The 22121-nt window shown below is 66.6% G+C and carries 21 protein-coding genes; 11 read left to right on the top strand and 10 right to left on the bottom strand.

Annotated elements, in window-relative coordinates; all coding sequences use genetic code 11:
* The 7 genes from ACSFB7_RS01680 to ACSFB7_RS01650 all read left to right on the top strand — a co-directional run bounded on the left by ACSFB7_RS01680 (window position 1) and on the right by ACSFB7_RS01650 (window position 5992).
* Window positions 1-810 (top strand): sterol desaturase family protein, encoded by an 810-nt coding sequence (locus ACSFB7_RS01680; protein WP_435466456.1) that lies wholly within the window; start codon window positions 1-3, stop codon window positions 808-810.
* Window positions 794-1741 (top strand): fatty acid desaturase, encoded by a 948-nt coding sequence (locus tag ACSFB7_RS01675; protein WP_435466454.1) that lies wholly within the window; start codon window positions 794-796, stop codon window positions 1739-1741. Before ACSFB7_RS01680 ends, ACSFB7_RS01675 begins: the two co-directional genes overlap by 17 nt.
* 4 nt (window positions 1742-1745) lie before the next feature.
* A complete protein-coding gene (locus tag ACSFB7_RS01670) occupies window positions 1746-3668 on the top strand; it encodes an iron-containing redox enzyme family protein (RefSeq protein WP_435466452.1) in 1923 nt (640 codons plus the stop codon).
* Entirely contained in the window at window positions 3652-4563 is a 912-nt protein-coding gene (locus tag ACSFB7_RS01665) for a DUF6999 family protein (protein WP_435466450.1), read from the top strand. Before ACSFB7_RS01670 ends, ACSFB7_RS01665 begins: the two co-directional genes overlap by 17 nt.
* A gap of 17 nt (window positions 4564-4580) precedes the next feature.
* Entirely contained in the window at window positions 4581-4952 is a 372-nt protein-coding gene (locus ACSFB7_RS01660; protein ID WP_435466448.1) for a hypothetical protein, read from the top strand.
* Entirely contained in the window at window positions 4939-5175 is a 237-nt protein-coding gene (locus ACSFB7_RS01655; protein WP_187109700.1) for a hypothetical protein, read from the top strand. Before ACSFB7_RS01660 ends, ACSFB7_RS01655 begins: the two co-directional genes overlap by 14 nt.
* 235 nt (window positions 5176-5410) lie before the next feature.
* Window positions 5411-5992 (top strand): hypothetical protein, encoded by a 582-nt coding sequence (locus tag ACSFB7_RS01650; RefSeq protein ID WP_435466446.1) that lies wholly within the window; start codon window positions 5411-5413, stop codon window positions 5990-5992.
* A gap of 1 nt (window position 5993) precedes the next feature.
* Here the strand turns inward: ACSFB7_RS01650 and ACSFB7_RS01645 are convergent, their stop codons facing one another.
* Window positions 5994-6836 carry a metal-dependent hydrolase gene (locus tag ACSFB7_RS01645; protein WP_435466444.1) on the bottom strand — a complete coding sequence of 281 codons (843 nt, stop codon included), beginning with the start codon at window positions 6834-6836 and terminating at the stop codon, window positions 5994-5996.
* A 129-nt stretch (window positions 6837-6965) separates the two neighbouring features.
* Here ACSFB7_RS01645 and ACSFB7_RS01640 point away from each other — a divergent pair, with 129 nt between their 5' ends.
* A complete protein-coding gene (locus tag ACSFB7_RS01640; protein ID WP_435466442.1) occupies window positions 6966-7595 on the top strand; it encodes a TetR/AcrR family transcriptional regulator in 630 nt (209 codons plus the stop codon).
* Here ACSFB7_RS01640 and ACSFB7_RS01635 read toward each other — a convergent pair.
* From ACSFB7_RS01635 to ACSFB7_RS01600, 8 genes are read right to left on the bottom strand one after another with little or no spacing between them, the layout of a single operon-like run.
* Entirely contained in the window at window positions 7592-8746 is a 1155-nt protein-coding gene (locus ACSFB7_RS01635) for an ABC transporter permease (protein ID WP_435466440.1), read from the bottom strand. The two genes, ACSFB7_RS01640 and ACSFB7_RS01635, sit on opposite strands and share 4 nt — an antisense overlap.
* On the bottom strand, window positions 8746-9930 hold the full coding sequence (locus ACSFB7_RS01630; RefSeq protein ID WP_435466438.1) for an ABC transporter permease: 1185 nt from the start codon (window positions 9928-9930) through the stop codon (window positions 8746-8748). Before ACSFB7_RS01630 ends, ACSFB7_RS01635 begins: the two co-directional genes overlap by 1 nt.
* A 19-nt stretch (window positions 9931-9949) precedes the next feature.
* Window positions 9950-10942 carry an HlyD family secretion protein gene (locus ACSFB7_RS01625; RefSeq protein ID WP_435466435.1) on the bottom strand — a complete coding sequence of 331 codons (993 nt, stop codon included), beginning with the start codon at window positions 10940-10942 and terminating at the stop codon, window positions 9950-9952.
* Window positions 10942-12363: a TolC family protein gene (locus tag ACSFB7_RS01620; RefSeq protein WP_435466433.1), complete on the bottom strand. Its 1422-nt coding sequence runs from the start codon at window positions 12361-12363 to the stop codon at window positions 10942-10944. Before ACSFB7_RS01620 ends, ACSFB7_RS01625 begins: the two co-directional genes overlap by 1 nt.
* 5 nt (window positions 12364-12368) lie before the next feature.
* The gene (locus ACSFB7_RS01615) at window positions 12369-13097 is read right to left on the bottom strand and encodes a MerR family transcriptional regulator (protein WP_435466431.1); all 729 of its coding nucleotides are present in this window, start codon (window positions 13095-13097) and stop codon (window positions 12369-12371) included.
* Between the two features lie 48 nt (window positions 13098-13145).
* Complete coding sequence (locus ACSFB7_RS01610; protein WP_435466429.1) at window positions 13146-15047, bottom strand: YhgE/Pip domain-containing protein; 1902 nt, start codon at window positions 15045-15047, stop codon at window positions 13146-13148.
* A 51-nt stretch (window positions 15048-15098) separates the two neighbouring features.
* Entirely contained in the window at window positions 15099-15467 is a 369-nt protein-coding gene (locus tag ACSFB7_RS01605; RefSeq protein WP_435466427.1) for a nuclear transport factor 2 family protein, read from the bottom strand.
* A gap of 1 nt (window position 15468) precedes the next feature.
* Window positions 15469-17985 (bottom strand): sodium-translocating pyrophosphatase, encoded by a 2517-nt coding sequence (locus ACSFB7_RS01600; protein ID WP_435466425.1) that lies wholly within the window; start codon window positions 17983-17985, stop codon window positions 15469-15471.
* Window positions 17986-18239: 254 nt separating this feature from the next.
* Between ACSFB7_RS01600 and ppa the strand changes: the two genes are divergently transcribed.
* Window positions 18240-18767: an inorganic diphosphatase gene (ppa, locus tag ACSFB7_RS01595; RefSeq protein WP_056518061.1), complete on the top strand. Its 528-nt coding sequence runs from the start codon at window positions 18240-18242 to the stop codon at window positions 18765-18767.
* A 114-nt stretch (window positions 18768-18881) separates the two neighbouring features.
* Here ppa and ACSFB7_RS01590 read toward each other — a convergent pair whose 3' ends face one another.
* Window positions 18882-20057, bottom strand: coding sequence for a GNAT family N-acetyltransferase (locus ACSFB7_RS01590; RefSeq protein WP_435466423.1), 1176 nt, complete (start codon window positions 20055-20057; stop codon window positions 18882-18884).
* A gap of 19 nt (window positions 20058-20076) precedes the next feature.
* Between ACSFB7_RS01590 and ACSFB7_RS01585 the strand changes: the two genes are divergently transcribed.
* Together ACSFB7_RS01585 and ACSFB7_RS01580 are read left to right on the top strand one after the other, a co-directional pair.
* Window positions 20077-21774 carry an NAD+ synthase gene (locus ACSFB7_RS01585; protein WP_435466421.1) on the top strand — a complete coding sequence of 566 codons (1698 nt, stop codon included), beginning with the start codon at window positions 20077-20079 and terminating at the stop codon, window positions 21772-21774.
* Window positions 21771-22109 (top strand): P-II family nitrogen regulator, encoded by a 339-nt coding sequence (locus ACSFB7_RS01580; protein WP_013540975.1) that lies wholly within the window; start codon window positions 21771-21773, stop codon window positions 22107-22109. Before ACSFB7_RS01585 ends, ACSFB7_RS01580 begins: the two co-directional genes overlap by 4 nt.
* The last annotated feature ends 12 nt before the right edge of the window (window positions 22110-22121 follow it).

Raw genomic sequence — 22121 nt, 5'->3', positions numbered from 1 at the left:
ATGGCACAGACCTTCACTTCGCTGTCCGCCCTGCAGGTCATGCTGTGGGGCGTGCTTTTTTTCGGCGGCATCTACTTCGGTTTCGGCGGCATCACCTGGCTGCTGACCAAGCGGGTGCTGCCGGCGCTCGGCATCGGGCGCGCGCTCGATCCGCGGCCGCTGCAGCCGGGGCAACTGCGGCGCGAATTGGGGCAGTCGAGCATCTCGGTGCTGATCTTCGGGCTCGGCATGGTGTTTCCGTGGGGCTTGCTGCAACTGGGCTGGGCGCGGCTCGATGCTGATGCGGGCTGGCGGCAGATCGCCGTCGAGATCCTGGTGCTCGCGGTCTGGAACGACGTGCATTTCTGGATCAACCATCGTTTGCTGCACACGCGTTTGCTGCGGCGCTTTCACGGACCGCATCACCGTTCGTTCGTGACCACGCCGTGGGCCACGTACAGCTTTCATCCCATCGAAGCGCTGATGCTGGGCAACGTGATCCTGCTGCCGATGGTGGTGCACGACTTCAGCTTCTGGTCGCTGGCGGCGGTGCCGGTGTTCAGCCTCTTCTTCAATTGCGTCGGGCACTCGAACTACGACTTCTTCACCCGGGTGTCGTACAGCCACTGGTTTGCCGCGAGCCGCCGCCATCATTTGCACCACGCCGTTCACAACGGCAACTACGGTTTCCAGTTCACCTTCATGGACCGGCTGTTCCGCACCCGCATCGCGGCTGACGCGGCCGAGCCACTTTTCCAGGCCTTCCGCGACAAGCAACTGCAAAGGCAACAGCAGCAACCCCAAACAGAGCAGCATGGCGCGACCGCCTGACGCGCGCCGTCGCCTGCCGCACTTGCCGCGCCTTCGGCATTGGCGCGACTGGCAGAGCCTGGCCTATCTCGTGGCGCTGCCCGCGCTCGCGGCGTGGCAGTGGGTGCACGGCTTCAACGTGCTGCTGTATGCGCTGATGCTCTTCCTCACGCTCGGCATCGGCGTGATCCACCACAACCACGTGCACCTGCGCATGTGGCGCGGGCGCCGCATGAACCGGCTGACCGACTTCTGGATCACGCTGCTGCAAGGGCACCCGACCTTCGTGTTCTGGCCCGCGCACGTGGCCAATCACCATCGCTACCGACACGGGCCGAAGGACGTGGCGCGCACCTACCGTTTCGGCGGCGACACGAACCATCTGTGGGGCTACCTGCTGCACCCGTTCCAGGCGGTCTGGGTGCTGGTGCCGGTGTTTTTCGACTGGCTCGCGAGGCTGCGCAAGCATCAGCCCGGCGCCTGGCGCTATTGCATGGCGCAGTACGCACTATGGCTGGCGAGCTGGGCCGCTCTGCTGGCGCTCGACTGGCGCAAGGCGCTGCTGTTCGTGATCGTGCCGCAGTTGCATGGCCTGCACTGGCTGCTGGCGACCAACTACCTGCAACACGCGCATGCGGACGGCCGCAAGACGCCGCGCAAAGAGGCGTTGGACGATACCCCTGGGAGCGGACTGAACTACGCGCGCAATTTCGAGGGGCTGGTGAACCCCTTGCTGTTCAACATCGGCCTGCACACCGCACATCACGAGAACCCGCATGCCCATTGGTCCGAGCTCACGCACCTGCATCACACGCGCTACCGCGCGCGGGTTGCGCCCGTGCTCAACGAGGGCGGGCTGGTGCCGTACATGCTGCGGGTGTTCGTGCTGGGGGCCGTGTGGCCGCGCTTTCGCAGCCGCTCGCTGATGCCTCCCGATTCTTCAATTACCTGAACCCATGCCTGTTCCATTTCAACGCGTCTACCTTGAAAGCGCCGGCTACTTCATGCCGGGCGAACCCATTCCCAACGAGCGCATGGATGCGTACATCGCACCGCTCAACCGCATGTCGGAGCGCATCAAGCGGCGCATCCTGGCGGAGAACGGCATCCTGACGCGGCACTACGCCATCGACGCCGAAGGCGTGACGCAGCACACCAATGCGCAACTGGCTGCCGGCGCGATCCGCGACTGCCTGCGGCGCGGCGGGGCCGAGCTGTCGCGCGTGTCGCTGCTGGCCAGCGGATCGTCGGGTGGCGACACCTTGATGCCCGGCTTCGCCAACATGATCCAGGGCGAACTTGCGGCGCAGCCGATGGAAACGCATTCGGTGCACGGCATCTGCGCCGCAGGTGTCTCCGCGATCCAGACGGCCGCGCAGGGCATCGAGCTGGGCGCGCACCGCACGGCGATGGCGGTGGCGAGCGAGATGCCGTCGCGGCTTTTCAAGCGCTCGCGTTTTGCGGCGCGCGGCTACGAGACCGACTTCGACTCGCACTTCCTGCGCTGGATGCTGTCCGATGGTGCGGGCGCGTTGCTGTTGTCCGATGGCACGCCTGCACTGGCCGGCGTGCCAGGGCTGCGCCTGAAGCTGAAGTGGGTGCATCAGCGTGCGTTCTCGGGCGATTACCCGGTCTGCATGCAGCTCGGCCTGACCGAAGACCGTGCGCGCGGCCACCTCGACTTCGGCTCGTGGGCCGAGGCGGAAGCTGCCGGTGCGCTGTCGCTGCGGCAGGACATCCGCCTGCTGCCGCACCTGTTCGACATCGGCATCCACGAATACGCGGGGCTGGTGCGCGACGGCTGGGTCGATCCGAAGCGGGTCGATCACTTCCTGTGCCACTACTCGTCGGAAAAATTCATTCCGGTGGTCGAAGACCTGATGGCAAAGGCCGACCTGTCGATTCCGCGCGAACGCTGGTGGAGCAACCTGGCATGGCGCGGCAACACGGGGGCGGCGTCGATCCTCGTGATGCTGGCCGAATTCCTGCACACCAAGACGCTGAAGCCCGGCGAGCAGATCTTCTGCTATGTGCCCGAGTCGGGCCGCTTCATGGCGGCGTACATGCTGCTCGAAGTCGAGGCGGTCGATGCGGTACCAACCGCCGTGGCGCTCCGTGCAACGGCTGCGGCGGTGCCCGACGACGACCTCGTCATCGCGCCCCCGCACGATCCGGCCGCCGCGCCCGAAGGCCTCGGCGCCTTGCTGACGGAACTGGCTGCCATCTGGCACGACTACCGCTCGCGCGTATGGCGCACGCCGCTGATCCGCCAGATCCGCGAGCGCCGCTTCGCCTTGCCCGACTACCTGAACTGGATGGAGCAGTGGGTGCCGCAGGTGCGCGAAGGCAGTCTGTGGATGCGCGAAGGCGCGGCCTCGCTGAGCGAGCCGTACCAGATGCTGGCCTCGCTGATCGACGTGCATGCAGGCGAAGAGCAGAACGACTTCAATATCCTGTTCGACGACTACAAGAAGGCCGGCGGCACGGTCCAGCAGATCGGTGAACTGCGCCGCAACCCGGGCGGCGAGGCGCTCAATGCCTACCTGCACGGGCTGGCTGCCACGCGCGATCCGATCGGCCTGCTGGGCGCCATCTACATCATCGAAGGCACGGGCCAGCGCATCGTGCCGGCGCTGCTGCCGCTCATCAAGGCGGGCCTGAAGCTGCCGCCCGATGCCTTCCGCTTTCTCGAATACCACGGCCACAACGACGAGAACCACCTGAGCCGCTGGCTCGTGGCGGTCGAGATGGTCATGGCCGTGGAAGGGCAGGCCCGCGCCGCCCGCCAGATCATCGACACGGCGCGCCACACGGCCGCGCTGTATCTGATGCAGTTCCAGCACATCACGGAGCGAATGACCCATGAGCCGAACGCCTGAATTCTTGACCCAGGCACACGACGAGCGCGACCCCAGCCCGTGGCTCGCGCTTTACCTCGACCAGAGCACGCCGCTGCCGGACAACGTCAAGTCGGCGTGGCTGGCCGATTCGAGCTCGGGCTCGCGGCAGTACCTGCTGCCTTTTTTACGGCCGCTGGCGCGGCTGACGATCATCCTGATCCAGATCGTCAAGGTGTTCGTGCCGCGCAACTGGTCGCACTCGAAGCTGCTGCACCGCTTCCTGGCTTGGGGGCTGACGCGTTTCGTGTCGCCCGAGGCCAACTGGCTGATCCTGCGGCACTTTCACCTGGGTTCGCAGGTGCTGGCCTTCATCGGGCGCAATTCGCCTGCGCCGGTGGCCACGAACCCGCTCGAGCCGGCGGACATCGACGCGCTGAAGGACGAGATGTTCCTCAAGCACGACCTGAACCTCTTCAACTTCGTGATTCGCCTGAACACGGCGCTGCGCGAGAAGGGGCTGGCGCTGTGCAAGGCCGAAAAGGTCGATTTCTCGATGATCAAGGAGCCGGGGCTGCGGCTGGAAGACATGCCGCACGGCAAGCTCAACTTTCTCGACCTGCAAAGCGCCATCGAGCTTTTCACGCCGCTCTACCAGTTGATGCTGACCGACAACGATTTCTGGCGCGCGGCCAATTCCTTGCAATTGGACGAAACCATCGGCATCTACACGGCGACCCTGCTGGATGCGCCCGAACACCTGATCCTGGTCAACAACAAGCATCCGCTGGTGCCGCTGTCCACCCTGCGCGCGGGGCACCGGCTGGTGATCCACGGTCTGTCGACCGAGATGCTCCACAGCCTGCTCCAGCGGATGCAGGTGGCGCAGAAAGCAGGGGAGGCCGAGACATCCCTGTACGAGCAGCCACTTGCATAGGCGTATGCTGCCCCCAGATGCAAACCATGAACACGACCCGAAATCCGTCGCCCAAGACCGATCTGGCAGTGACCCACGTGCTGGCTCAACTGCTGGAGAAGCTCGAGCACAGCCCCGTGCCCGTCGGCGCCGAGCAGTACCGCTCGGTGGTCGAGCACCTCGTCCACGAGTTTGAAGATGTCGAACAGGGCGCCGATCTGGGCCGCCTGCTCGATGCCTATCCGGCCGCGTCCGAAGTCTACGAAAATCTCAACTATCAACACGCCGGGCTGTGCCGCTCGGCGCTCGACGCTTCTCTAGCGGCTGAAGTCAGCGCCAGGGAAGCCATTGCACGCGCGATGCGCAGTGCCGAACCAAACAACAAGGACAAGACGCATGGCGAAGGGTGAAGTGAAGACGGCAGTGGTGGCGGACGGCCTGCGCTACAAGACCAAGACGCCGGGTTCGCCATTTCGCGCCTCGGCGTCGTTCAGCGGCGCGACCATGTCCTGCTTCATGTGCGGCAAGCACCGCATTCGCTCGCAACTGCGCACCCGCCAGGTGCTCGGAAAATCCCAGACGGTTTGCGCGCCTTCGTGCAAGGCGCTCGACGAGGCATTGGCAGCGGAATAAACAACGCTCTTCCTGCTATCACAGCGGGGAGACGTTTTGGCGACATTTCCGCGCGAGCTTGTCGCCGATTGGCTTCCACATCGGGCCCAATCGATATACAGTTGGAAACAAATGATGCATCAATTTGCATTTATTCTAAAGTTCTAATCTGTAGTCGATTTCCAATGAATTTGCAGCAAAGCCATTGGCGCCCCGCATCGGGCGCGGATCACAACGCTCGCAAAGGGGTTCAGCCATGAGCAAGCCGCGCCATGTCGTCATGCAGGTGGTCAAGCGCTCATCCGGCAGCGCGACCCATCATGTCGAATTCCTGATGGACGACAACTTCGCCGAGCGACTGCGGCAGTTGCGTTCGCTCGTCCCGCCCCTGGGCACTCTCAACAAGCAACGTGACCTCGTGATCGACAAGGTCCGGGTGCGCCTGCCCAACGCCATCTGGCGTTCGGGCAACGAGATCGACGTGGACGGGGGCGTCGACGGCTCCTGCATCGTCATCGCCGCTGAAGGCTCCTTCAACTGCGGTGGCAAGGACCGCAAGACGCGCGAGAAGCTGGTGACGTACAACTTCTCGATCGCGCGCCTGATCGAGCTTCATGGCGAGCGCCCTGAAGGCGAAACGCTCTACATCCGTGACGGCGTGTTCGCCAACGACGAACCGGCCGAATCGCCGGCCGGCCGCTGGGTGACGTCGATGCATGAGCTGGAAGTGGTGATGCGCGTGCCCGACGCCCCGTCGGACTTCGACACCCTGCATGACCTGAACCTGCGCCCCGACCAGGCCGGCCGCGGCGACACGCACCGCGCCACCTTTTTCTGATTTACCGGGCGGCGGCCGCTTCGGGCGCGGCGCCCACCGGCGTGTACTGCGCGCGGTTGTCCACCAGCCAGCGGGTCGACAGGCTGCTGTCTTGCTGCGCCGGGTGGAAGTCCGCGCGCAGGTAGCTGCGCCAGCCGCTCAGGTTGCCGCGCAGCAGGCCATTGCGGCTCAACAGGATGCGCGCGGCGCTCTTCCAGGTCGACCATTTCCACAACTGCTTTTCGTGGCGCAGGTTGTCGACGGTCTGGTGCATCAGGTCGCCGAGGAACATGAGCGTCACGCGGCGGAACCAGCGCTTGCGCCAGGCCTCGGAGCCATCCGCGGCCTTGTAGATGTCGAAGGCGACGCTCTTGTGCTCCAGCTCCTCGGCGCTGTGCCACAGCCACATGGTGCGCAGGCGGGGCTCGGCGCCGTCGAGCACTTCGGGCCGCGCCAGCAGCCATTCGGCAAACATCGCGGTGAAGTGCTCGGTGGCGGCGGTCACCGCCAGTGCATGGCGCGGATCGGCGCCTTCCATCAAGGTCATGCGCTTGCCGGCGCGCGCGGTCCAGCCGTCCACCAGGCCCTGGCTTTCGAGATGGGCGTTGAACAGCGAGTGGATGCGGCGATGCGTGGCTTCCTGGCCAATGAAACCGCGCACGTCGGCGCGGTATTTTTCCTGTGTCTCGGGGGGCAGGGTCGCCACTGCGTCGCGCACGGCGTCGATGAAGAACTGCTCGCCGAAAGGAAAACTCATCGACAGGGCGTTGAAGAAAGCGGTCGAGAATGCATCGCCGCCGCACCAGTCGCGGGCAAACGGCGATTGCAGATCGATCAGAAGGCGGCGGACAACGAGTTCAGTCATGAAAACAATCCTCGAAAAGGCACGGGATGCGTGGGATGGACGATTGGTACAACTGCGTACCGAGTGCCGCCATGGTGCAATCGCAGACTGGTACTGTCAAGTACCGAAACGTAGGAAAATGTGCCATTCATGAGCACAACCATCGAAAAAAAGGCCGACACCAAGCCTGCTGAAGGCCCGGCCAACGAACATTACGCCCGCCTGCTCCAGGGCATGGCGCAGGCTGTGGCAGCCAAGGGTTATGCCGAAACCACCATTGCCGACATCGTGCGCGAGGCCGCCGTCTCGCGCCGTACGTTCTACGAGCACTTCAGCACCAAGACCGAGTGCCTGATCGCGCTTTACGAAACCGCGAGCCGGCTCGCGCTGCAGGCGGTGAGCGAGGCTTTCGACCCTGTGCAGCCCTGGCATGCGCAGGTGGAGCAGGCGATGACCGCGTACTTCGACTATCTGGCGCAAGACCCGGTGCTGCTGCGCACGCTCTTCGTCGAGATCCTGGGCTTGGGCATGCCGGGCCTGGTGGTGCGCCGCCGGGTGAACGACGAGATCGCCAATTTCATCCAGATCGCGATCAACAGCAGCGGTGGCGCGGACGGCCCGGCAGCACACCTGACGAACGAGATGGCGATGACGGTGGTCGGCGGCATCAATGAACTGGTGCTGCAGTCGATCGAGCAGGACCGTGCAGGCGATCTGCGCGAACTGGTCGGTGCGGCCACGCGGCTGGTGCGCGCGGTGGCCGCCGAGAGCCAGCGTTAAAGGCGCTTCTTGTCGGCGGCGCGCGGCGTGGCGGCGAGCCACAGCGTCAGCAGCCCCGCGAGCGTCAACGACAGCAGCACAGCCAGATAGGGCAGCACGTCATGCAGCGGCGCACCCATCTGGTTGAGGCGCAAAGAGGCCTGAATGCCGGAGGTGCTCGGGAAGACCCACCGCAGCACCTGCAGCGGCTCTGGCAACGCCTCCACAGGCCACGAGAAGCCCGATAAGAAAGCCATTGGCAATGCAGTGAACAGCAGCACTTGCAAGGCCCGTTCGCGATCGCGGAACCAGCAGCCCAGCAGCAGGCCGAGCGTGCAGATCGCAGGCACGTAGAACACGAGCAGGACCAGCGCCCCCCACGGATTGCCGCCGCGCGGGTAGTCCTGCAGAAAGAACACCCAGCCGAAGTAGAAGAGGCCGCTGAGAACCCCGAACACCGACAGCGCGCCCAGGCGCCCCAGCCACGCACTCGTGGAAGCGCGCAGCCGCCCGGCCTCGGCCCAGGTGCCGGCCAGCATCGCGGCACCCATCAGCAGCGTCTGTTGCAGGATCAGCAGCGCCACTGCCGGCACCACGTAGCTGCCATAGCCTTCGGTCGGGTTGAACAGCGCGACGAGCTGCGTGTTGAGCGGGCTGCGGCTGCGCGCCGCCTGAATCGCACTCTGGCCGCCGGCCTGCAGCTTGCGGATCTCGACACCCGCCGAGACCGTGCCGACCGCCTCCGAGAAGCCGTACAGCACCGCCTTGTTCAGCAGCGCATAGGCGCCGTTGCCCTCGATGGTGACCACCGCCGACGTGCCGCGCAACACGTTGCGCTTGAGGTCGGCCGGCAGCAGCGCATAGCCCTCGATATCGCCGCGCCAGAGCGCCTGCTGCGCCTCGTGCACATCGGCCGTGACCATCCGCACGTCGAGGCGCGGATTGGCCATGGCAAAGCGCGCGATCTGCCGCGACAGCCCGCTGTGGTCCTGGTCGACCACTGCCACCGGCACGCGCGTCACCGCCTGCGTGCCATAGGGCCACGGGTAGAAGAAGCCGTAGATGATGGGCGCGAGCAGCATGATCAGCAGCACGCCCTTGTCGCGCAGCACCGCCAGCGCGGTGTCGCGCCAGGCGGCGCCCAGGCGGGTGCGGCTCGCATCGTTCGTCATCAGCGGCCACCCCAGGTGTCGGGCGCCCCGGCGGCGCGCACCAGCGCACGGGCCGACACGGCAAGCAGCACGGCCGTGCCCAGCACCATCCACAGCGGTGTCGCCGCCGAGTAGGCAAGCGGCGCGCCCATCTGCAACTGTTCCATCTGCACGCGGATGTAGTGCGTGTAGGGCAGCAGGTTGGCCCACGCCTGCGCGAAGAACGGCATAGCGACCAGCGGAAAGCCCACGCCACCGAACGCGAAGGCCGGCGCGGTGATGAAGCCGGTGGCCGACAGCGCCGTGCGCAACGACCGCGTGAGGCTGGCGGCAAAGGCACCCAGTGCGATCGACAGCGCAAGGAACACCACCAGCGCAAAGAGCGTCCACCCCACGGAGCCGACCGGATGCCATCCGCGCCCGGCCGTGATCCACAGCATCGCCGCGATCCCCACCGCGGAAAGGCTGGCGAACGGCAGCGCGAGCTTGCCCGCCAGCGCGGCCAGCGCCTCGTGCCAGCGCGGCGCGGCGCCGAGCCACTGCGCGATGCTGCGGTCGCGCAGCTCGCGGCCCACGGCCCAGGCGCCGGCCGTCATCGCCAGGATGTGCAGCAGCGCCGGAATGAGCGCGGCGCCAAGAAATTGTTCGTAGTCGGTCGAGGTGTTGAACAGCGCCACCATGCTCGCCTTGATCGGCTCCATGCTCACGCGCGCCGACGTCATCGATTCGCCGCGCTTGTTGCGCACCGTGAGTTCGACGCCGGCCGACACGGTGCCGACGGCGGTGCGCACGTCGCGCTGGATCAGGCTCGAATGCGTGCCGAGCTGCGCGTTGTGCAGCAGCAGGACCTGGCCGACACGGCCCTGCTTGACGTCGCGGCTCAGGTCGCGCGGCAACTGCACCGCCGCATCGACCGCACCGCTGGTGAGCGCGCGCGACATCGCGCCTTCGTCGTCGAACTGCCGCACCACGCGCAAACCGGGCGTGGCATCGAGAAAGCGCACCAGTTGGCGTGAGAGCACCGAGTGGTCCTGGTCGAGCACGCCGATCGGCAGGCGTTCGGGCAGGCCGGCCGAGAAGATCCACCAGATCAGCCAGACCGCGAGCAGCGGCACCCACGAGATCATGGCCAGATCCCAGGGGCGGGTGCGCAGCAGCGAGAACTCGCGCCGGGCACTGGCTGCGGAAAAGCCTCGGAGGCTCATCGGGCGGCGCCGTGCGGGCTCAGTCGACCAGCACGCTCATGCCGGGGCGTGCGCCTTCGATGGGCTTGAGCGGCCGCGCGCGAACCTCGAAGGTGCGCACGTCGAAGCCGGCACCGCCGCGCGTTGCGCGCCAGGTGGCGAAGTCGGGCATGACGGCGCTGTAGTAGACCTTGAAGCGGGCCTCGCGCTTGTTGCCGTCGCTCGCCAGCGCGGGCAGGCGTGCATCGAATTCGTTGCCGAGCGCGAAGCGGGCGAGCCGGTCTTCGCGCACGTTGAGCACCACCCATTGGTCGCTCAGGTCGACCACCGTGACCACCGCCACGCCCTGCGGCGACAGCTCGCCGACCTTGGCCAGCACCTTGGCCACTTCGCCGCCTACGGGGCTGCGCAATTCGGTTTCGGCCTTGGCAGCTTCGGCTTCGGCCACCACACCGGCGACCTGGCGTGCCTGCGCACTGGCCGCGGCCTTGTCTTCGGGGCGGGCGCCGCTGCGCGCCATGTCGTACTGCGCCTTTGCCGCGATGGCGGCGTCGCGCGAGGCCTTCCAGTTGGCTTCGGCCTCGTCGCGTTTCTGGTCGGCCACCAGGCCTTCACGGGCCAGACCGTCGACACGGCGGAACGAGGTCTGCGCCAGTTGGGCCGCGGTTTCGGCACGCTGCCATTGCATGCGCGCCATCTCGACCTCTTGCGGGCGAGCACCGTTCTGCGCCTTCTCGGCCACGGCCTGCGCGGCCTGTTCGGCGGCGGTGGCTTGCGCGAGCTTGGCCCGCACCTCAGGGCTGTCCATGCGCACCAGCACGGCACCGGCGGGGATGCGGTCGCCTTCCTTCACCAGCACTTCGGCGATGCGCGCCGTCACCTTGCCGGCCACGTCGGTCTCGCGCGCTTCCATCTGGCCCTGGAACACCTCGGGCGCGGGCTGCGACGCGCGCCAGAAGCCCCAGATGAGCAGCGCCAGCACCAGCAGGGCGGCGAGGATCGCGATCAGTTTTCGGGTCTTGGCACTCATCATCAATTCACCCTCACGTCGGCGCGCGCGATGTAGTCGGAAAACTTGTCGGAAAGGCCCGCGCTTTCGAGCAGTTGCGCGAGCGCCTGCACGTAGTCGTTGGCGGCTTGCGCACGCTCGGTCAGCACCTTGGCTTGATTGGTTTCGGCGTCGATCAGATCGAGCGTGGTGCTCGTGCCTTCGCGCAGGCCCGAGGTGCGCAGCTTGACGACTTCCTGCGCCAGCTCGACCGAGGCCTTCATTTCCAGGTACTGGCGCCGCGCGTTTTCAAGCGCGCGCCAGTTGCGCTCGACCAGCAGCGAGATGTCGCTGCGCGCCTGCGCGTCGGTGCGTTCGGCCTGCTCGACCTTCTTCATCGAAGAGGCCGAGAGCGCGTCGCGGTCGACGGAGTCATAGAGCGTCCAGCGCACGCCCAGGCCGGCCACCCAGTCGGCGTTGCTGCCCTTGATCTGGCGCGTGCCGAAGGCAATGACCTGCGGGCGGCGCAAGGCTTCTTCGCCTTCATGCAGTTGCTCGGCCTGCGACTTCTTGGCCGCGACCTTGTCCAGCCCCGGGTGGCGCGTGAGCGCCGAGTCGATGAAGTAGCCCAGCGGCTCGATGGGCGTGCTGATGAGGAAGAGCGGTGTTTGCGGTGCCACGCTGCCATCGGCGCGCACCGTGCGCGCGAGCGCCACGGCGGCCAGTGCCGCATCGTTCTCGGCCTTGCGCGCGTTGCGCCGCGCTTCTTCATACGCGGCGCTGGCTTGCAGGCGCTCCACGCGCGAGATCACACCGGCCGCGAGCATCTTCTGCGCGGCCGAGTCGTGCTGCGCGATGGTGCGTTCGGCCTGCGCGCGCAGCGTGGCCGCGCGCTGCGCGAGCTGGGCGCCGAAGTAGCGCTGCACCAGCAGCGTGTCGACCTCGTGGCCGGCCTGGTCGGCATCGGCCTGTGCTTCGCGTGTTTGCGCCGACACGAAGCCGCGCACCGCGTCCGTCGCGCCACCGACGTAGATCGGCCAGATCGCCGAAATCGACGCGTTGGAGCCGGTGTCGTGCCGGTTGATCGTGTAGCTGTTGGGCAGCTGCGGAATCGGCATCTGCGAGATGAGGCCCTGGATGGGCGACGGCAGCGCTTGGCCGAGTTGCCCGAGCTTCTGGTTGAGCGGATCGAGGTCGAGGTTCAGGTTGGCGTTGTACGCATAGGCCAGCCCCGAGACGCTGATGGACGGGCCACCCAGGCCCTTCAGGCCCTGGCTCTGCAGCTCCTTGGATTCGACCGCTGCGTGCGCGGCCGCCAGCTTGTCGGAGCGCTCGATCATGCGGGCGCGGGCCGCGTCGAAGCTCAGCGCCAGCGTGTCGCCGCGGGCTTGCGCGAAGGCCGCGCCGCCGGCCAGGGCCGGCAACAGCAGCAGGGTGTGGAGGAGGGCGTGGCGGGGGCTTGTCATCGGGTTCAGGCGGCCTTGCGCAGCAGGGCGTCGAGCTCTTGCTGCAGGATCACGGGGAACGCGGCCTGCACCGCGCCGGTGGCCAGCGGCCGCGCCTTTTCAAGCAGTTGGGCGGTGCGTTCGGCGTCGATCGCATCGCCCGACAAAAGACTGTCGGCCAGCGTGCGCAGCCAATGGCGCGCGGTGGTTCGCAGCGTGCGGGCCATGGTTTCCTGCATGCCGATCACTTCTTCGAGCGGCAGGCCGAGGGCGGCCAGTTGCTCCGCGATCTGGCCGAGCGCGGGGCTCAGCATCTGCACCTGGCCGTCGGGCAGTTCGCGCATGAGGCCGGCCTTGGCGGCGCGCACGAGCAGGGCGGGCGTCATCTGGCCTTTCCACTTGACGGCGAGTGCCTTGGCTGACACCACGACCGGCGTTTCCGAGGCAAACAGGCTGCCCGATACGGAACGCGCCACGGCAACCAGATCGCCCCAGGCCGAGGCCGGGGCGCGCCCGAAGATGCGGCGGATCGCCTCGATGCCGAAGCCCTGGTCGCGCAGTTCGCGAATCAGCGCCAGGCGCTGCGCATGGTCGTCCCCGTACAGCCCGAGGCGGCCCCGCAGCCTGGGCGGCGGCAGCAGCCCCGCCGTGGTGTAGGCGCGGATGTTGCGCACCGTGACGCCTGTGCGCGCTGCCAGGGCCTCGATGGAGAGCTCCTGGGTGGCATCGGCGGTGGGCTTGGCGGGTGCGGTCATTCGACAAATTCTATGTGACATCGAAAATGTTGCATAACCCGGGCCTGCTCAAACCTGGATCGTCGGCTTGTAGTCCGGCAGCAGCACTTCCTTCCACTTGCCGAAGATCGCCATCAGTCCGACAGCCACCGCGCCCGACAGCACCACCACGCCGCAGGCATGCGCCCACCCGTCGTCGAAGGCGCCGAACATCACGGCGCGGAAGGCCTGCACCACCCAACTGAACGGCAGCCAGCTATGGACGGTGCGAAAGAAGCCGGCCGACAGTTCCACCGGCAACACGCCGCCACCGGCGGACAACTGCAGCGTGAGCAGCAGCACGGTCAGGATGCGGCCGAAATCACCGAACACATGCAGGATCGCGAACAGCACCACCAAAAACACCAGCGAGGCCAGCGCCATCGTGAGCGCCAGCGCCCCTACCCGCGGCGCCTGCACCTCCAGCACGCCCAGCAGCGTGGCCAGCACCAGCGCCACCTGCAGCAGCACGATGAGCGCCGGCACGGTGATCTTGCCCAGGGCCTTTGCGAGCTTCGGATAGTGGGTGTGGTCCACCAGCACGATGCGGATGTTGAACAGGTAGCCGGCCATCACGGCGCCGATCCACAACGCGACCGACACCATGTTCGGCACGAAAGCGCTGCCGTTGTTGGCCACCGGCGCCACCACCTCGACCTTCGGCTCGACCGAGTCGGCCAGCCCCGAGGCGCTGCCCTGGATGCGGGTGATGGAAGCGGGCAGAGCGGCTTCGATGGTGCGCACGCCGGTCAGCAGCCGCTGCGCGCCCTGCGCCAGTTGCGCGCCGCCCTGAACGAATTCGTCGAGCTTGCGGTCTTCAGGCAGCTTGCCGGCCATGGTGCGGATGCCGGCGGACAACGCGCCCATGCCATCGGTGAGCTTGCTGACGCCGCCTTCGAGGGCCGAAGCGCCGGTGGCAAGTTTCTGGTTGCCTTCTTCTGCCTTGCCCAGTGCGGCCTGTGCCTGTCCGAGACCGCCGTGCAGCTTGTCCGCGCCGGCGGCAAGTTCTCCGGCGCCCTTGGCGAGGCGGTCGCCGACGAAGGGAATGTCGGCCGATTCCTTCTGCAACCGGCGTGCGCCGTCGCCCAACTGGCCGGCGCCGCCGTTGAGCAGCTCGAGGCCGTCGCCGATCTGCGCGAGACCGCTGCCCAGTTCGTGCTGGCCGGCCGTGAGCTGCTGCGCGCCACTCTTGAGCGCCCGCAGGTCCGCGTCGGCCGGCAGCTTCGACTGGATGGTCCGGATGCCGCCGTTGACCTGCTTGAACCCGCCGCCGACCTGCTGAGCCGCGGCGCTGTACTGGGCAGCGCCGTTGGCAAGCGCCTGGCTGCCGTCGCGCAGCTCCAGCAGCGCCTGCTTGAGCTTGTCGAGCCGCGCCTGCGAGCCGGAGGCCGCGTTCAGCACCAGGCCCCAGCGCTGCTCGTTGAGCATCTCGTTGACCTGGTGGCCCAGCTCGCCCGCGAAGCGGCGGGCCAATCCGGCCGAGCTGTAGTTGTTGCCTTCCGAGGTGTAGACCACCAGTTGCCCGGCACCGCGCTGGGTGCCCGGCACCGCGTCGGCGCTGAAGTCGGCAGGAATGAACAGCGCAAAGGCCAGCGTGCCGCGCCGCACCTCGGCGTGCGCGGCCGCAGCATCGGTCATCACCCGAAAGCCGAAGGCGCGCTTGGCGAGCAGGGTGCGCGTCAGTTCGTCGCCGACGTTGACCGAGTGCGACATGTAGGTGACGCCGCGGTCCTCGTTCACGATGGCCGCGGGCAGGTCGGCCGTGTGGCCGGCCGGGTCCCAGACGCTCGTGAGATAGATCAGCGCATAGATGGCCGGCACCACGCCCACGGCCACCACGGCCAGCAGGATGCGCGGAAAACGCCGAACGATCGCCAGTTCGGCGCGCGCGATGGTCAGCGTGCCGGTGATCAGTGCGCGGAGGTATCGCATGGGGCTCTCAGACGGTCTTCAGCGCCATGGCGATGGGTGCGTGCAAAGTCTTCAGCCCGGCTTTCGTTGCGCCGGGTCGTAGAAGAACTGTTCCTCGGCGATGCGCTCGCCCTCCCAGCGCTGCCACGCGATCTCTTCCATGCGCATTGCGCCGCCGTCCTTGAAGCTGAACTCGAAGACCCAGTGAATCGCCACATGGTCGCCGTTCACCAGCACCGGCCGCACGCAGGTGCTGGTGACCGACTCGGTGCGCGCGAGCACGGCCGTTTCCTGCGCCACCAGCGTGCTGCGGCCGCGCCGCGGTTCGGCCTGGTTCTCGCGCATGGTGGCGTCTTCGGTGTAGTAGTCCTCGATGGCCTGGGCATGCGCGCCGCCTTCGACAGCGGCGATGAAGGATTCGAGTCGTGCGGCAGTGGGCATCTCAGGACTTTACTTTGACTTCCACGCGGCGGGCTTCGGAAGGCGGCCCGTCGGCCTGCGATTGCTCGGGCTTGGCAAGCTCGATCTTGTCTTCGGGCGCGCCGGCCGCCTTGAGCGCCTCGCTCACGGCCATCGCGCGCTGCTTGGCGAGTTCGGCGTTTTTCGCCGGGTCGCCGCTGGCGTCGTGGTAGCCGCTCACGAGCACGGTGCTGCCGCTTTGCACGGCCTTGATGACGTCGGCCAATGCTTCCTTGGCATTGGGCGCGACCTCGGCGCTGGCGCTGGCGAAGTAGAACTTCACCACGCCGTTCTCGACCTTCACTGCGGCGGCTTCGGTGGCCGTCACGGCCGCCGAGGCGATGGTTGCAGCCGGTGTGGTGGCCGGTGCCATGGCGGCGGGCGCGGTCACGGCCGGAGGCGTTTCCACCTTGGTGGGCACGGCAGCCGCCGCATCACCGGCGTGGAATTTCACGACCAGCGGCACGATCAGCAGCGCCACGATGTTGATGATCTTGATCAGCGGATTCACGGCCGGGCCGGCGGTGTCCTTGTAGGGGTCGCCCACGGTGTCACCCGTAACGGCCGCCTTGTGCGCCTCGGAGCCCTTGCCGCCGTGGTGGCCGTCTTCGATGTACTTCTTGGCGTTGTCCCAGGCGCCGCCGCCCGTGCACATCGAGATGGCGACGAAGAGACCCGTGACGATGGTGCCCATCAGCAGGCCGCCCAGTGCCTTCGGCCCGAGCAGCAGGCCGACAAGAATCGGCACCACCACCGGCAGCAGCGAGGGGATCATCATTTCCTTGATGGCCGCGCCGGTCAGCATGCCCACGGCCTTGCCGTACTCGGGCTTGCCGGTGCCTTCCATGATGCCGGGGATCTCGCGGAACTGGCGGCGCACTTCTTCCACCACCGCACCGGCTGCGCGGCCCACGGCCTCCATCGCCATCGCGCCGAACAGGTAGGGGATCAGGCCGCCGATGAAGAGGCCGACGATCACCATCGGGTCGCTCAGGTTGAAGCTGATGTTCAGCCCGAAGCTCTCCAGCTTGTGGGTGTAGTCGGCGAACAGCACCAGCGAGGCGAGGCCGGCCGAGCCGATGGCGTAGCCCTTGGTCACGGCCTTGGTCGTGTTGCCGACCGCGTCGAGCGGGTCGGTCACGGCGCGCACGCTGGCGGGCAGGTCGCTCATTTCGGCAATGCCGCCGGCGTTGTCCGTGATGGGGCCGTAGGCGTCGAGCGCGACCACGATGCCGGCCATGCTCAGCATCGAGGTGGCGGCCACCGCAATGCCGAAGAGGCCCGCGAGCGAGTACGAAGCCAGGATCGCGATGCACACGAAGATCACCGGCCATGCCGTCGAACGCATCGACACGCCCAGGCCCGCGATGATGTTGGTGCCGTGGCCCGTGGTCGAGGCCTGTGCAATGTGCTGCACGGGCTTGTATTGCGTGCCGGTGTAGTACTCGGTGATCCACACCAGCGCGGCCGTCAGCGCCAGGCCCACGAAGCAGGCGCCGAACAGCTTGAGCTGGCTGCCACTGGGTGCGATCGCGTTGTCGGGAATGATCCAGCTGGTGACGAACCAGAACGCGATCAGCGACAGGATGCCCGCCACCGCCAGGCCCTTGTAGAGCGCCGGCATCACGTTGACCATGCCCGGCGAGGCCTTCACGAAGAAGCAGCCGATGATCGACGCGATGATCGACACGCCGCCCAGCGCGAGCGGGTACAGCACCGCGTTGGTCGGCGCCCCGGTGACCATCAGCGCGCCCAGCACCATGGTGGCGATCAGCGTGACCGCGTAGGTCTCGAACAGGTCGGCGGCCATGCCGGCGCAGTCGCCGACGTTGTCACCCACGTTGTCGGCAATCACCGCCGGGTTGCGCGGGTCGTCTTCCGGAATGCCGGCCTCGACCTTGCCCACCAGGTCGGCGCCGACGTCGGCGCCCTTGGTGAAGATGCCGCCGCCCAGCCGCGCGAAGATCGAGATCAGCGAGGAACCGAAGGCAAAGCCGATCAGCGGGTTGAGGATGGCCGCCAGGCTGTGGTCGGCCGTTGGCGTGCTGCCGGCCAGGAACCAGTAGAAGCCCGAGACGCCCAGCAGGCCCAGGCCCACCACCAGCATGCCGGTGATGGCGCCGCCGCGGAACGCCACGTCGAGCGCCGGGCCGATGCCGTGCGTGGCCGCCTGTGCGGTGCGCACATTGGCGCGCACCGACACGTTCATGCCGATGAAGCCGCAGGCGCCCGAGAGCACGGCGCCGACGATGAAGCCCACGGCCGTGGTCAGGTCCAGGAACAGGCCGATGAGGATCGCCAGGATGATGCCGACCACCGCGATGGTGGTGTATTGCTTGGCGAGGTAGGCCGAGGCGCCGGCCTGGATCGCGGCGGCGATTTCCTGTATTCGCGCGTTGCCCGGGTCCTTGGCAAGAATCCAACTTCGGGCCCAGAAACCATAGCCCACGGCCACGAGGCCGCAGACGACTGCCAGTATCAGGGGGGTGTTGCCGATCATGCTTTGCTTCTCCATTCGTTCGTTGCGACTTGTGGAGACGGACAGCATGGATCCTGCGCGCAACGCGTACGGGACCCAGGTTTTCCGTCGCGTTGCTTCCTCGAAGCTCGCTGCACCGAGGTGCGGAGCCGATTGGCCAACGGTTGCAATTTACAGGCAAAAACGCGGGCGTGTGCGACCGCGCCGTGACACGGAAAGTAAACTCAGGGTTTGTCCCCGTCCCTCTCATACTTTTCAACTACTCGAAAAACGTCATGTCCTTCGACAAAGTCTCCCCCGGCAAGAACGTTCCCGACGCCTTCAATGTCGTGATCGAAATCCCGATGAACGCCGATCCGATCAAGTACGAAGTGGACAAGGAGTCCGGCGCGATCTTCGTCGACCGCTTCATGACGACGGCGATGTACTACCCCGCCAACTACGGCTACGTGCCGCAGACGCTGTCGGGCGACGGCGACCCGGTCGACGTGCTGGTGATCGCGCCATACCCGCTGCTGCCCGGCGTGGTGGTGCCCTGCCGTCCGCTCGGCATCCTGATGATGGAAGACGAAGCCGGCGTCGACGGCAAGGTGCTGGCCGTGCCCACCGACAAAGTGCTGCCGATCTACAGCCACTGGAAGTCGGTCGACGACGTGAACCCGATGCGCCTGAAGGCCATCAGCCACTTCTTCGAGCACTACAAGGACCTGGAAGCCGGCAAGTGGGTCAAGGTGCTGGGCTGGGAAGGCATCGACGCCGCCAAGAAGGAAATCCTGGACGGCATCGCGGCGTACAAGAAGTAAATCCGCATCTTCGTGATTCGTTGAGCACCGCGGAACCGGCTTTGCCGGGCTGCGGGTGCTGCTCCCGATCGAGGGAGTTGACGCGACACGAAGTGCGTGAAACCTGGGGCGAACCTAAGCCTTGAACGGGCTGCGTTCGCCCAGGTGGTCCATGTAGTTTTCGATGCCCGCGCCCTCGCGTTCGAGAAAGCGCTCCACGGCATCCGAGAACGCCGGATGCGCCAGCCAGTGCGCGCTGGTCGTCTTCACCGGCATCAACGCCCGCGCCATCTTGTGCTCGCCCTGGGCACCGCCCTCGAAGCGCTTCGCGCCATGCGCGATGCACCACGCCAACGGCTGGTAGTAGCAGGCCTCGAAATGCAGGCAGTCGACGCGCTCCAATGCTCCCCAATAACGGCCGTAGGCGACGAGCGCCTCGTCCTCTTGTGTAGAGAGGGCGATCAGGCTGGAGGCCATGGGCTTGCCGTTGCGCTCGGCGATGAAAAGGAGCCAAGCCTCGGGCATCGTGTCGGCCATGCGCTGGAAGAAGTCGCGCGTGAGGTAGGGCGGATTGCCGTGCTCGCGGTAGGTGCGTTCGTAGCAGCGGTAGAAAAAATCCCAGTCGGCTGTGGAAATGTCGGCGCCGCGCGACCAGCGAAAACTCACGCCGGCATCGGCCACCTTGCGGCGCTCCTGGCGGATCTTCTTGCGCTTGTCGTGGGCCAGGCTCGCGAGGAAGGCGTCGAAGTCGGGGTAGGCCGTTTCGCCGCCGGGTATGGGGGCCACGTTCGTCCAGTGGAACTGGACCGTGTTGCGCAGCATCAGCCCGGCTTCGGTGCAGGCGGCGATGTCCGCGTCGGCGCCGAACAGCAGGTGCAGCGACGACAGTTCTTCCTGCTTGCACAGGGCGACCAGTGCCTGCACCAGCAGCGTGCGGCTCTCGGCGTTGCGCGCCAGCAGCCGCGTGCCGGGCACCGGGGTGAAAGGCACCGCGACCACGGCCTTGGGGTAGTAGGCCAGGCCGTGTTGCTCGTAGGCGTTGGCCCAGGCCCAGTCGAAGACGTACTCGCCGTAGGAATGGTCCTTGATGTAGAACGGGCAGGCCGCTTCGAGCCGCTTGCCGCGCCACAGCGTCACGAACTGCGGCATCCATCCGCTGGCGGGCGAGGCGCTGCCGCTTTCATGCAGTGCCGACAGATATTCGTGGCGCATGAACGGCGAGGGTTCGGCCTCGGCGGCCAGCAGCGCGTTCCAGGCTTGCGGGCTCACGTCCGACGGCGACGCCAGAACCCGAATGACATAATCGTTCAAGCCTTTTTCTTCCTTCTGTATGACGCTCAAGCTCGCCATCGCGCAACTCAATTTTGTGGTGGGCGACCTCGTCGGCAACGCGAAAAAGATCGTCGACGCCGCACGCTTTGCGCATGCGCAAGGCGCGCGCCTTTTGTTGACGCCGGAACTCTCGATTGCCGGCTATGCAGCGGAGGACCTGTTCCTCCGTCCCGCCTTCACCGAAGCCTGTGATGATGCCGTGAAAGGCATTGCCACTGCGCTGGCCGACCTCAAAGACATGGTCGTGGTGGTGGGGCATCCGACCGGCGGCAGCCTGCGCAGCCGGTCGGTGGCGGTGCAGAGGCGCCACAACGCGGCCAGCGTGATCAAGGAAGGCCGCATCCTCGAGACCTACGCCAAGCGCGAGTTGCCGAACTACCAGGTGTTCGACGAGCGACGCTATTTCACGCCGGGGCAGGGCACCTGCGTGTTCGAGGCGGGCGGTGTCTCGGTCGGCCTGCTGATCTGCGAAGACGCATGGTTCGACCAGCCGGCCGAGCTGGCCCGCGAATCCGGCGCCGAGGTGCTGGCGGTGATCAATGCATCGCCGTATCACGTGGGCAAGGAAGGCGAGCGTGTGGCGCGCATGGCCGACCGGGCACGTGCCGTGGGTCTGCCGCTGGTCTACGCGCATCTGGTCGGCGGGCAGGACGAGGTGGTGTTCGACGGTGCCTCCTTCGCGCTGCAGGCCGATGGCGCGGTGGCCTTGCAGGCCGAGAGCTTTCGCGAGCAGGTGGTGTTTGCGCAGCTCGAGCGAGCGGCGCAGGGCGGCGTTGGCATCATGGCCGAGCCCGGCGCCATCGCGGCCCCACGCGAGGCCGAGGCGCAGCTCTGGGACGCATTGGTGCTGGGCGTGCGCGACTACGTCGGCAAGAACGGCTTTCCGGGCGCCATCCTGGGGCTCTCGGGCGGCATCGACTCCGCATTGGTGCTTGCCATCGCCGTCGATGCACTGGGCAAGGACAAGGTGCGCGCGGTGATGATGCCTTCGCCTTACACCGCGGACATCAGCTGGATCGACGCGCGCGACATGGCGGGGCGGCTTGGCGTGCGCTACGACGAAATCTCGATCAGGCACACCTTCGAATCCTTCAAGGACGCGCTGGCCGGCGAGTTCAAGGGGCAGCCCGAGGACACGGCCGAAGAGAACATCCAGGCCCGCATCCGCGGCACGCTGCTGATGGGCCTGTCGAACAAGTTCGGATCGATCGTGCTGACCACCGGCAACAAGAGCGAGATGGCGACCGGCTATTGCACGCTCTACGGGGACATGGCGGGTGGCTTTGCGGTCATCAAGGACCTGCTCAAGACCACCGTGTTCGCTCTGGCGCGCTGGCGCAATGTCCACGATCCGTACGGCACAGGCACCGAGCCGATTCCCGAGCGCATCATCACCCGTCCCCCGAGCGCGGAGCTGCGGCCCGACCAGACGGACCAGGACAGCCTGCCGCCCTACGACATCCTCGACGGCATCCTGGCACGCTACATGCAGGACGACGAGGGCATTGACGAGATCATTGCCGCGGGCTACGACCGCGCGGTGGTCGAACGGGTTGCGCGGCTCATCAGGATCAACGAATACAAGCGGCGCCAGGCGCCGGTAGGCATCCGGGTCACCCATCGAAGCTTCGGCAAGGATTGGCGTTACCCTATCACCAGCAAATTCAACGAAACCGCCGGAGCACAAAACCCATGAAGCAGATCACCGCCATCGTCAAACCCTTCAAGCTCGAGGACGTGCGCGAGGCCTTGGCCGAAGTGGGCGTCACCGGCCTGACCGTGACCGAAGTCAAGGGCTTCGGCCGCCAGAAGGGCCACACCGAGCTTTACCGCGGCGCCGAGTACGTGGTCGACTTCCTGCCCAAGATGAAGGTCGAAGTGGTCGTCAACGAGGGCGACGTGGAGCGCTGCATCGAGGCCATCGTCAATTCCGCACGCACCGGGAAAATCGGCGACGGGAAGATCTTTGTCACCGCCGTCGAGCGCATCGTGCGCATCCGCACTGGCGAAGAGAACGAAAACGCAGTCTGACAAGGCGCAAAA

Origin of the sequence: Variovorax raffinosi, from assembly GCF_051216615.1 — a bacterium.
Taxonomy (GTDB): domain Bacteria; phylum Pseudomonadota; class Gammaproteobacteria; order Burkholderiales; family Burkholderiaceae_C; genus Variovorax.
This window is presented reverse-complemented; position numbering and strand designations above follow the sequence as displayed.

Coding starts and splice junctions, on each gene's coding strand:
- ACSFB7_RS01680 (WP_435466456.1), top strand. CDS start 1: ATGGCACAGACCTTCACTTCGCTGTCCGCCCTGCAGGTCATGCTGTGG.
- ACSFB7_RS01675 (WP_435466454.1), top strand. CDS start 794: ATGGCGCGACCGCCTGACGCGCGCCGTCGCCTGCCGCACTTGCCGCGC.
- ACSFB7_RS01670 (WP_435466452.1), top strand. CDS start 1,746: ATGCCTGTTCCATTTCAACGCGTCTACCTTGAAAGCGCCGGCTACTTC.
- ACSFB7_RS01665 (WP_435466450.1), top strand. CDS start 3,652: ATGAGCCGAACGCCTGAATTCTTGACCCAGGCACACGACGAGCGCGAC.
- ACSFB7_RS01660 (WP_435466448.1), top strand. CDS start 4,581: ATGCAAACCATGAACACGACCCGAAATCCGTCGCCCAAGACCGATCTG.
- ACSFB7_RS01655 (WP_187109700.1), top strand. CDS start 4,939: ATGGCGAAGGGTGAAGTGAAGACGGCAGTGGTGGCGGACGGCCTGCGC.
- ACSFB7_RS01650 (WP_435466446.1), top strand. CDS start 5,411: ATGAGCAAGCCGCGCCATGTCGTCATGCAGGTGGTCAAGCGCTCATCC.
- ACSFB7_RS01645 (WP_435466444.1), bottom strand. CDS start 6,836: ATGACTGAACTCGTTGTCCGCCGCCTTCTGATCGATCTGCAATCGCCG.
- ACSFB7_RS01640 (WP_435466442.1), top strand. CDS start 6,966: ATGAGCACAACCATCGAAAAAAAGGCCGACACCAAGCCTGCTGAAGGC.
- ACSFB7_RS01635 (WP_435466440.1), bottom strand. CDS start 8,746: ATGACGAACGATGCGAGCCGCACCCGCCTGGGCGCCGCCTGGCGCGAC.
- ACSFB7_RS01630 (WP_435466438.1), bottom strand. CDS start 9,930: ATGAGCCTCCGAGGCTTTTCCGCAGCCAGTGCCCGGCGCGAGTTCTCG.
- ACSFB7_RS01625 (WP_435466435.1), bottom strand. CDS start 10,942: ATGATGAGTGCCAAGACCCGAAAACTGATCGCGATCCTCGCCGCCCTG.
- ACSFB7_RS01620 (WP_435466433.1), bottom strand. CDS start 12,363: ATGACAAGCCCCCGCCACGCCCTCCTCCACACCCTGCTGCTGTTGCCG.
- ACSFB7_RS01615 (WP_435466431.1), bottom strand. CDS start 13,097: ATGACCGCACCCGCCAAGCCCACCGCCGATGCCACCCAGGAGCTCTCC.
- ACSFB7_RS01610 (WP_435466429.1), bottom strand. CDS start 15,047: ATGCGATACCTCCGCGCACTGATCACCGGCACGCTGACCATCGCGCGC.
- ACSFB7_RS01605 (WP_435466427.1), bottom strand. CDS start 15,467: ATGCCCACTGCCGCACGACTCGAATCCTTCATCGCCGCTGTCGAAGGC.
- ACSFB7_RS01600 (WP_435466425.1), bottom strand. CDS start 17,985: ATGATCGGCAACACCCCCCTGATACTGGCAGTCGTCTGCGGCCTCGTG.
- ppa (WP_056518061.1), top strand. CDS start 18,240: ATGTCCTTCGACAAAGTCTCCCCCGGCAAGAACGTTCCCGACGCCTTC.
- ACSFB7_RS01585 (WP_435466421.1), top strand. CDS start 20,077: ATGACGCTCAAGCTCGCCATCGCGCAACTCAATTTTGTGGTGGGCGAC.
- ACSFB7_RS01580 (WP_013540975.1), top strand. CDS start 21,771: ATGAAGCAGATCACCGCCATCGTCAAACCCTTCAAGCTCGAGGACGTG.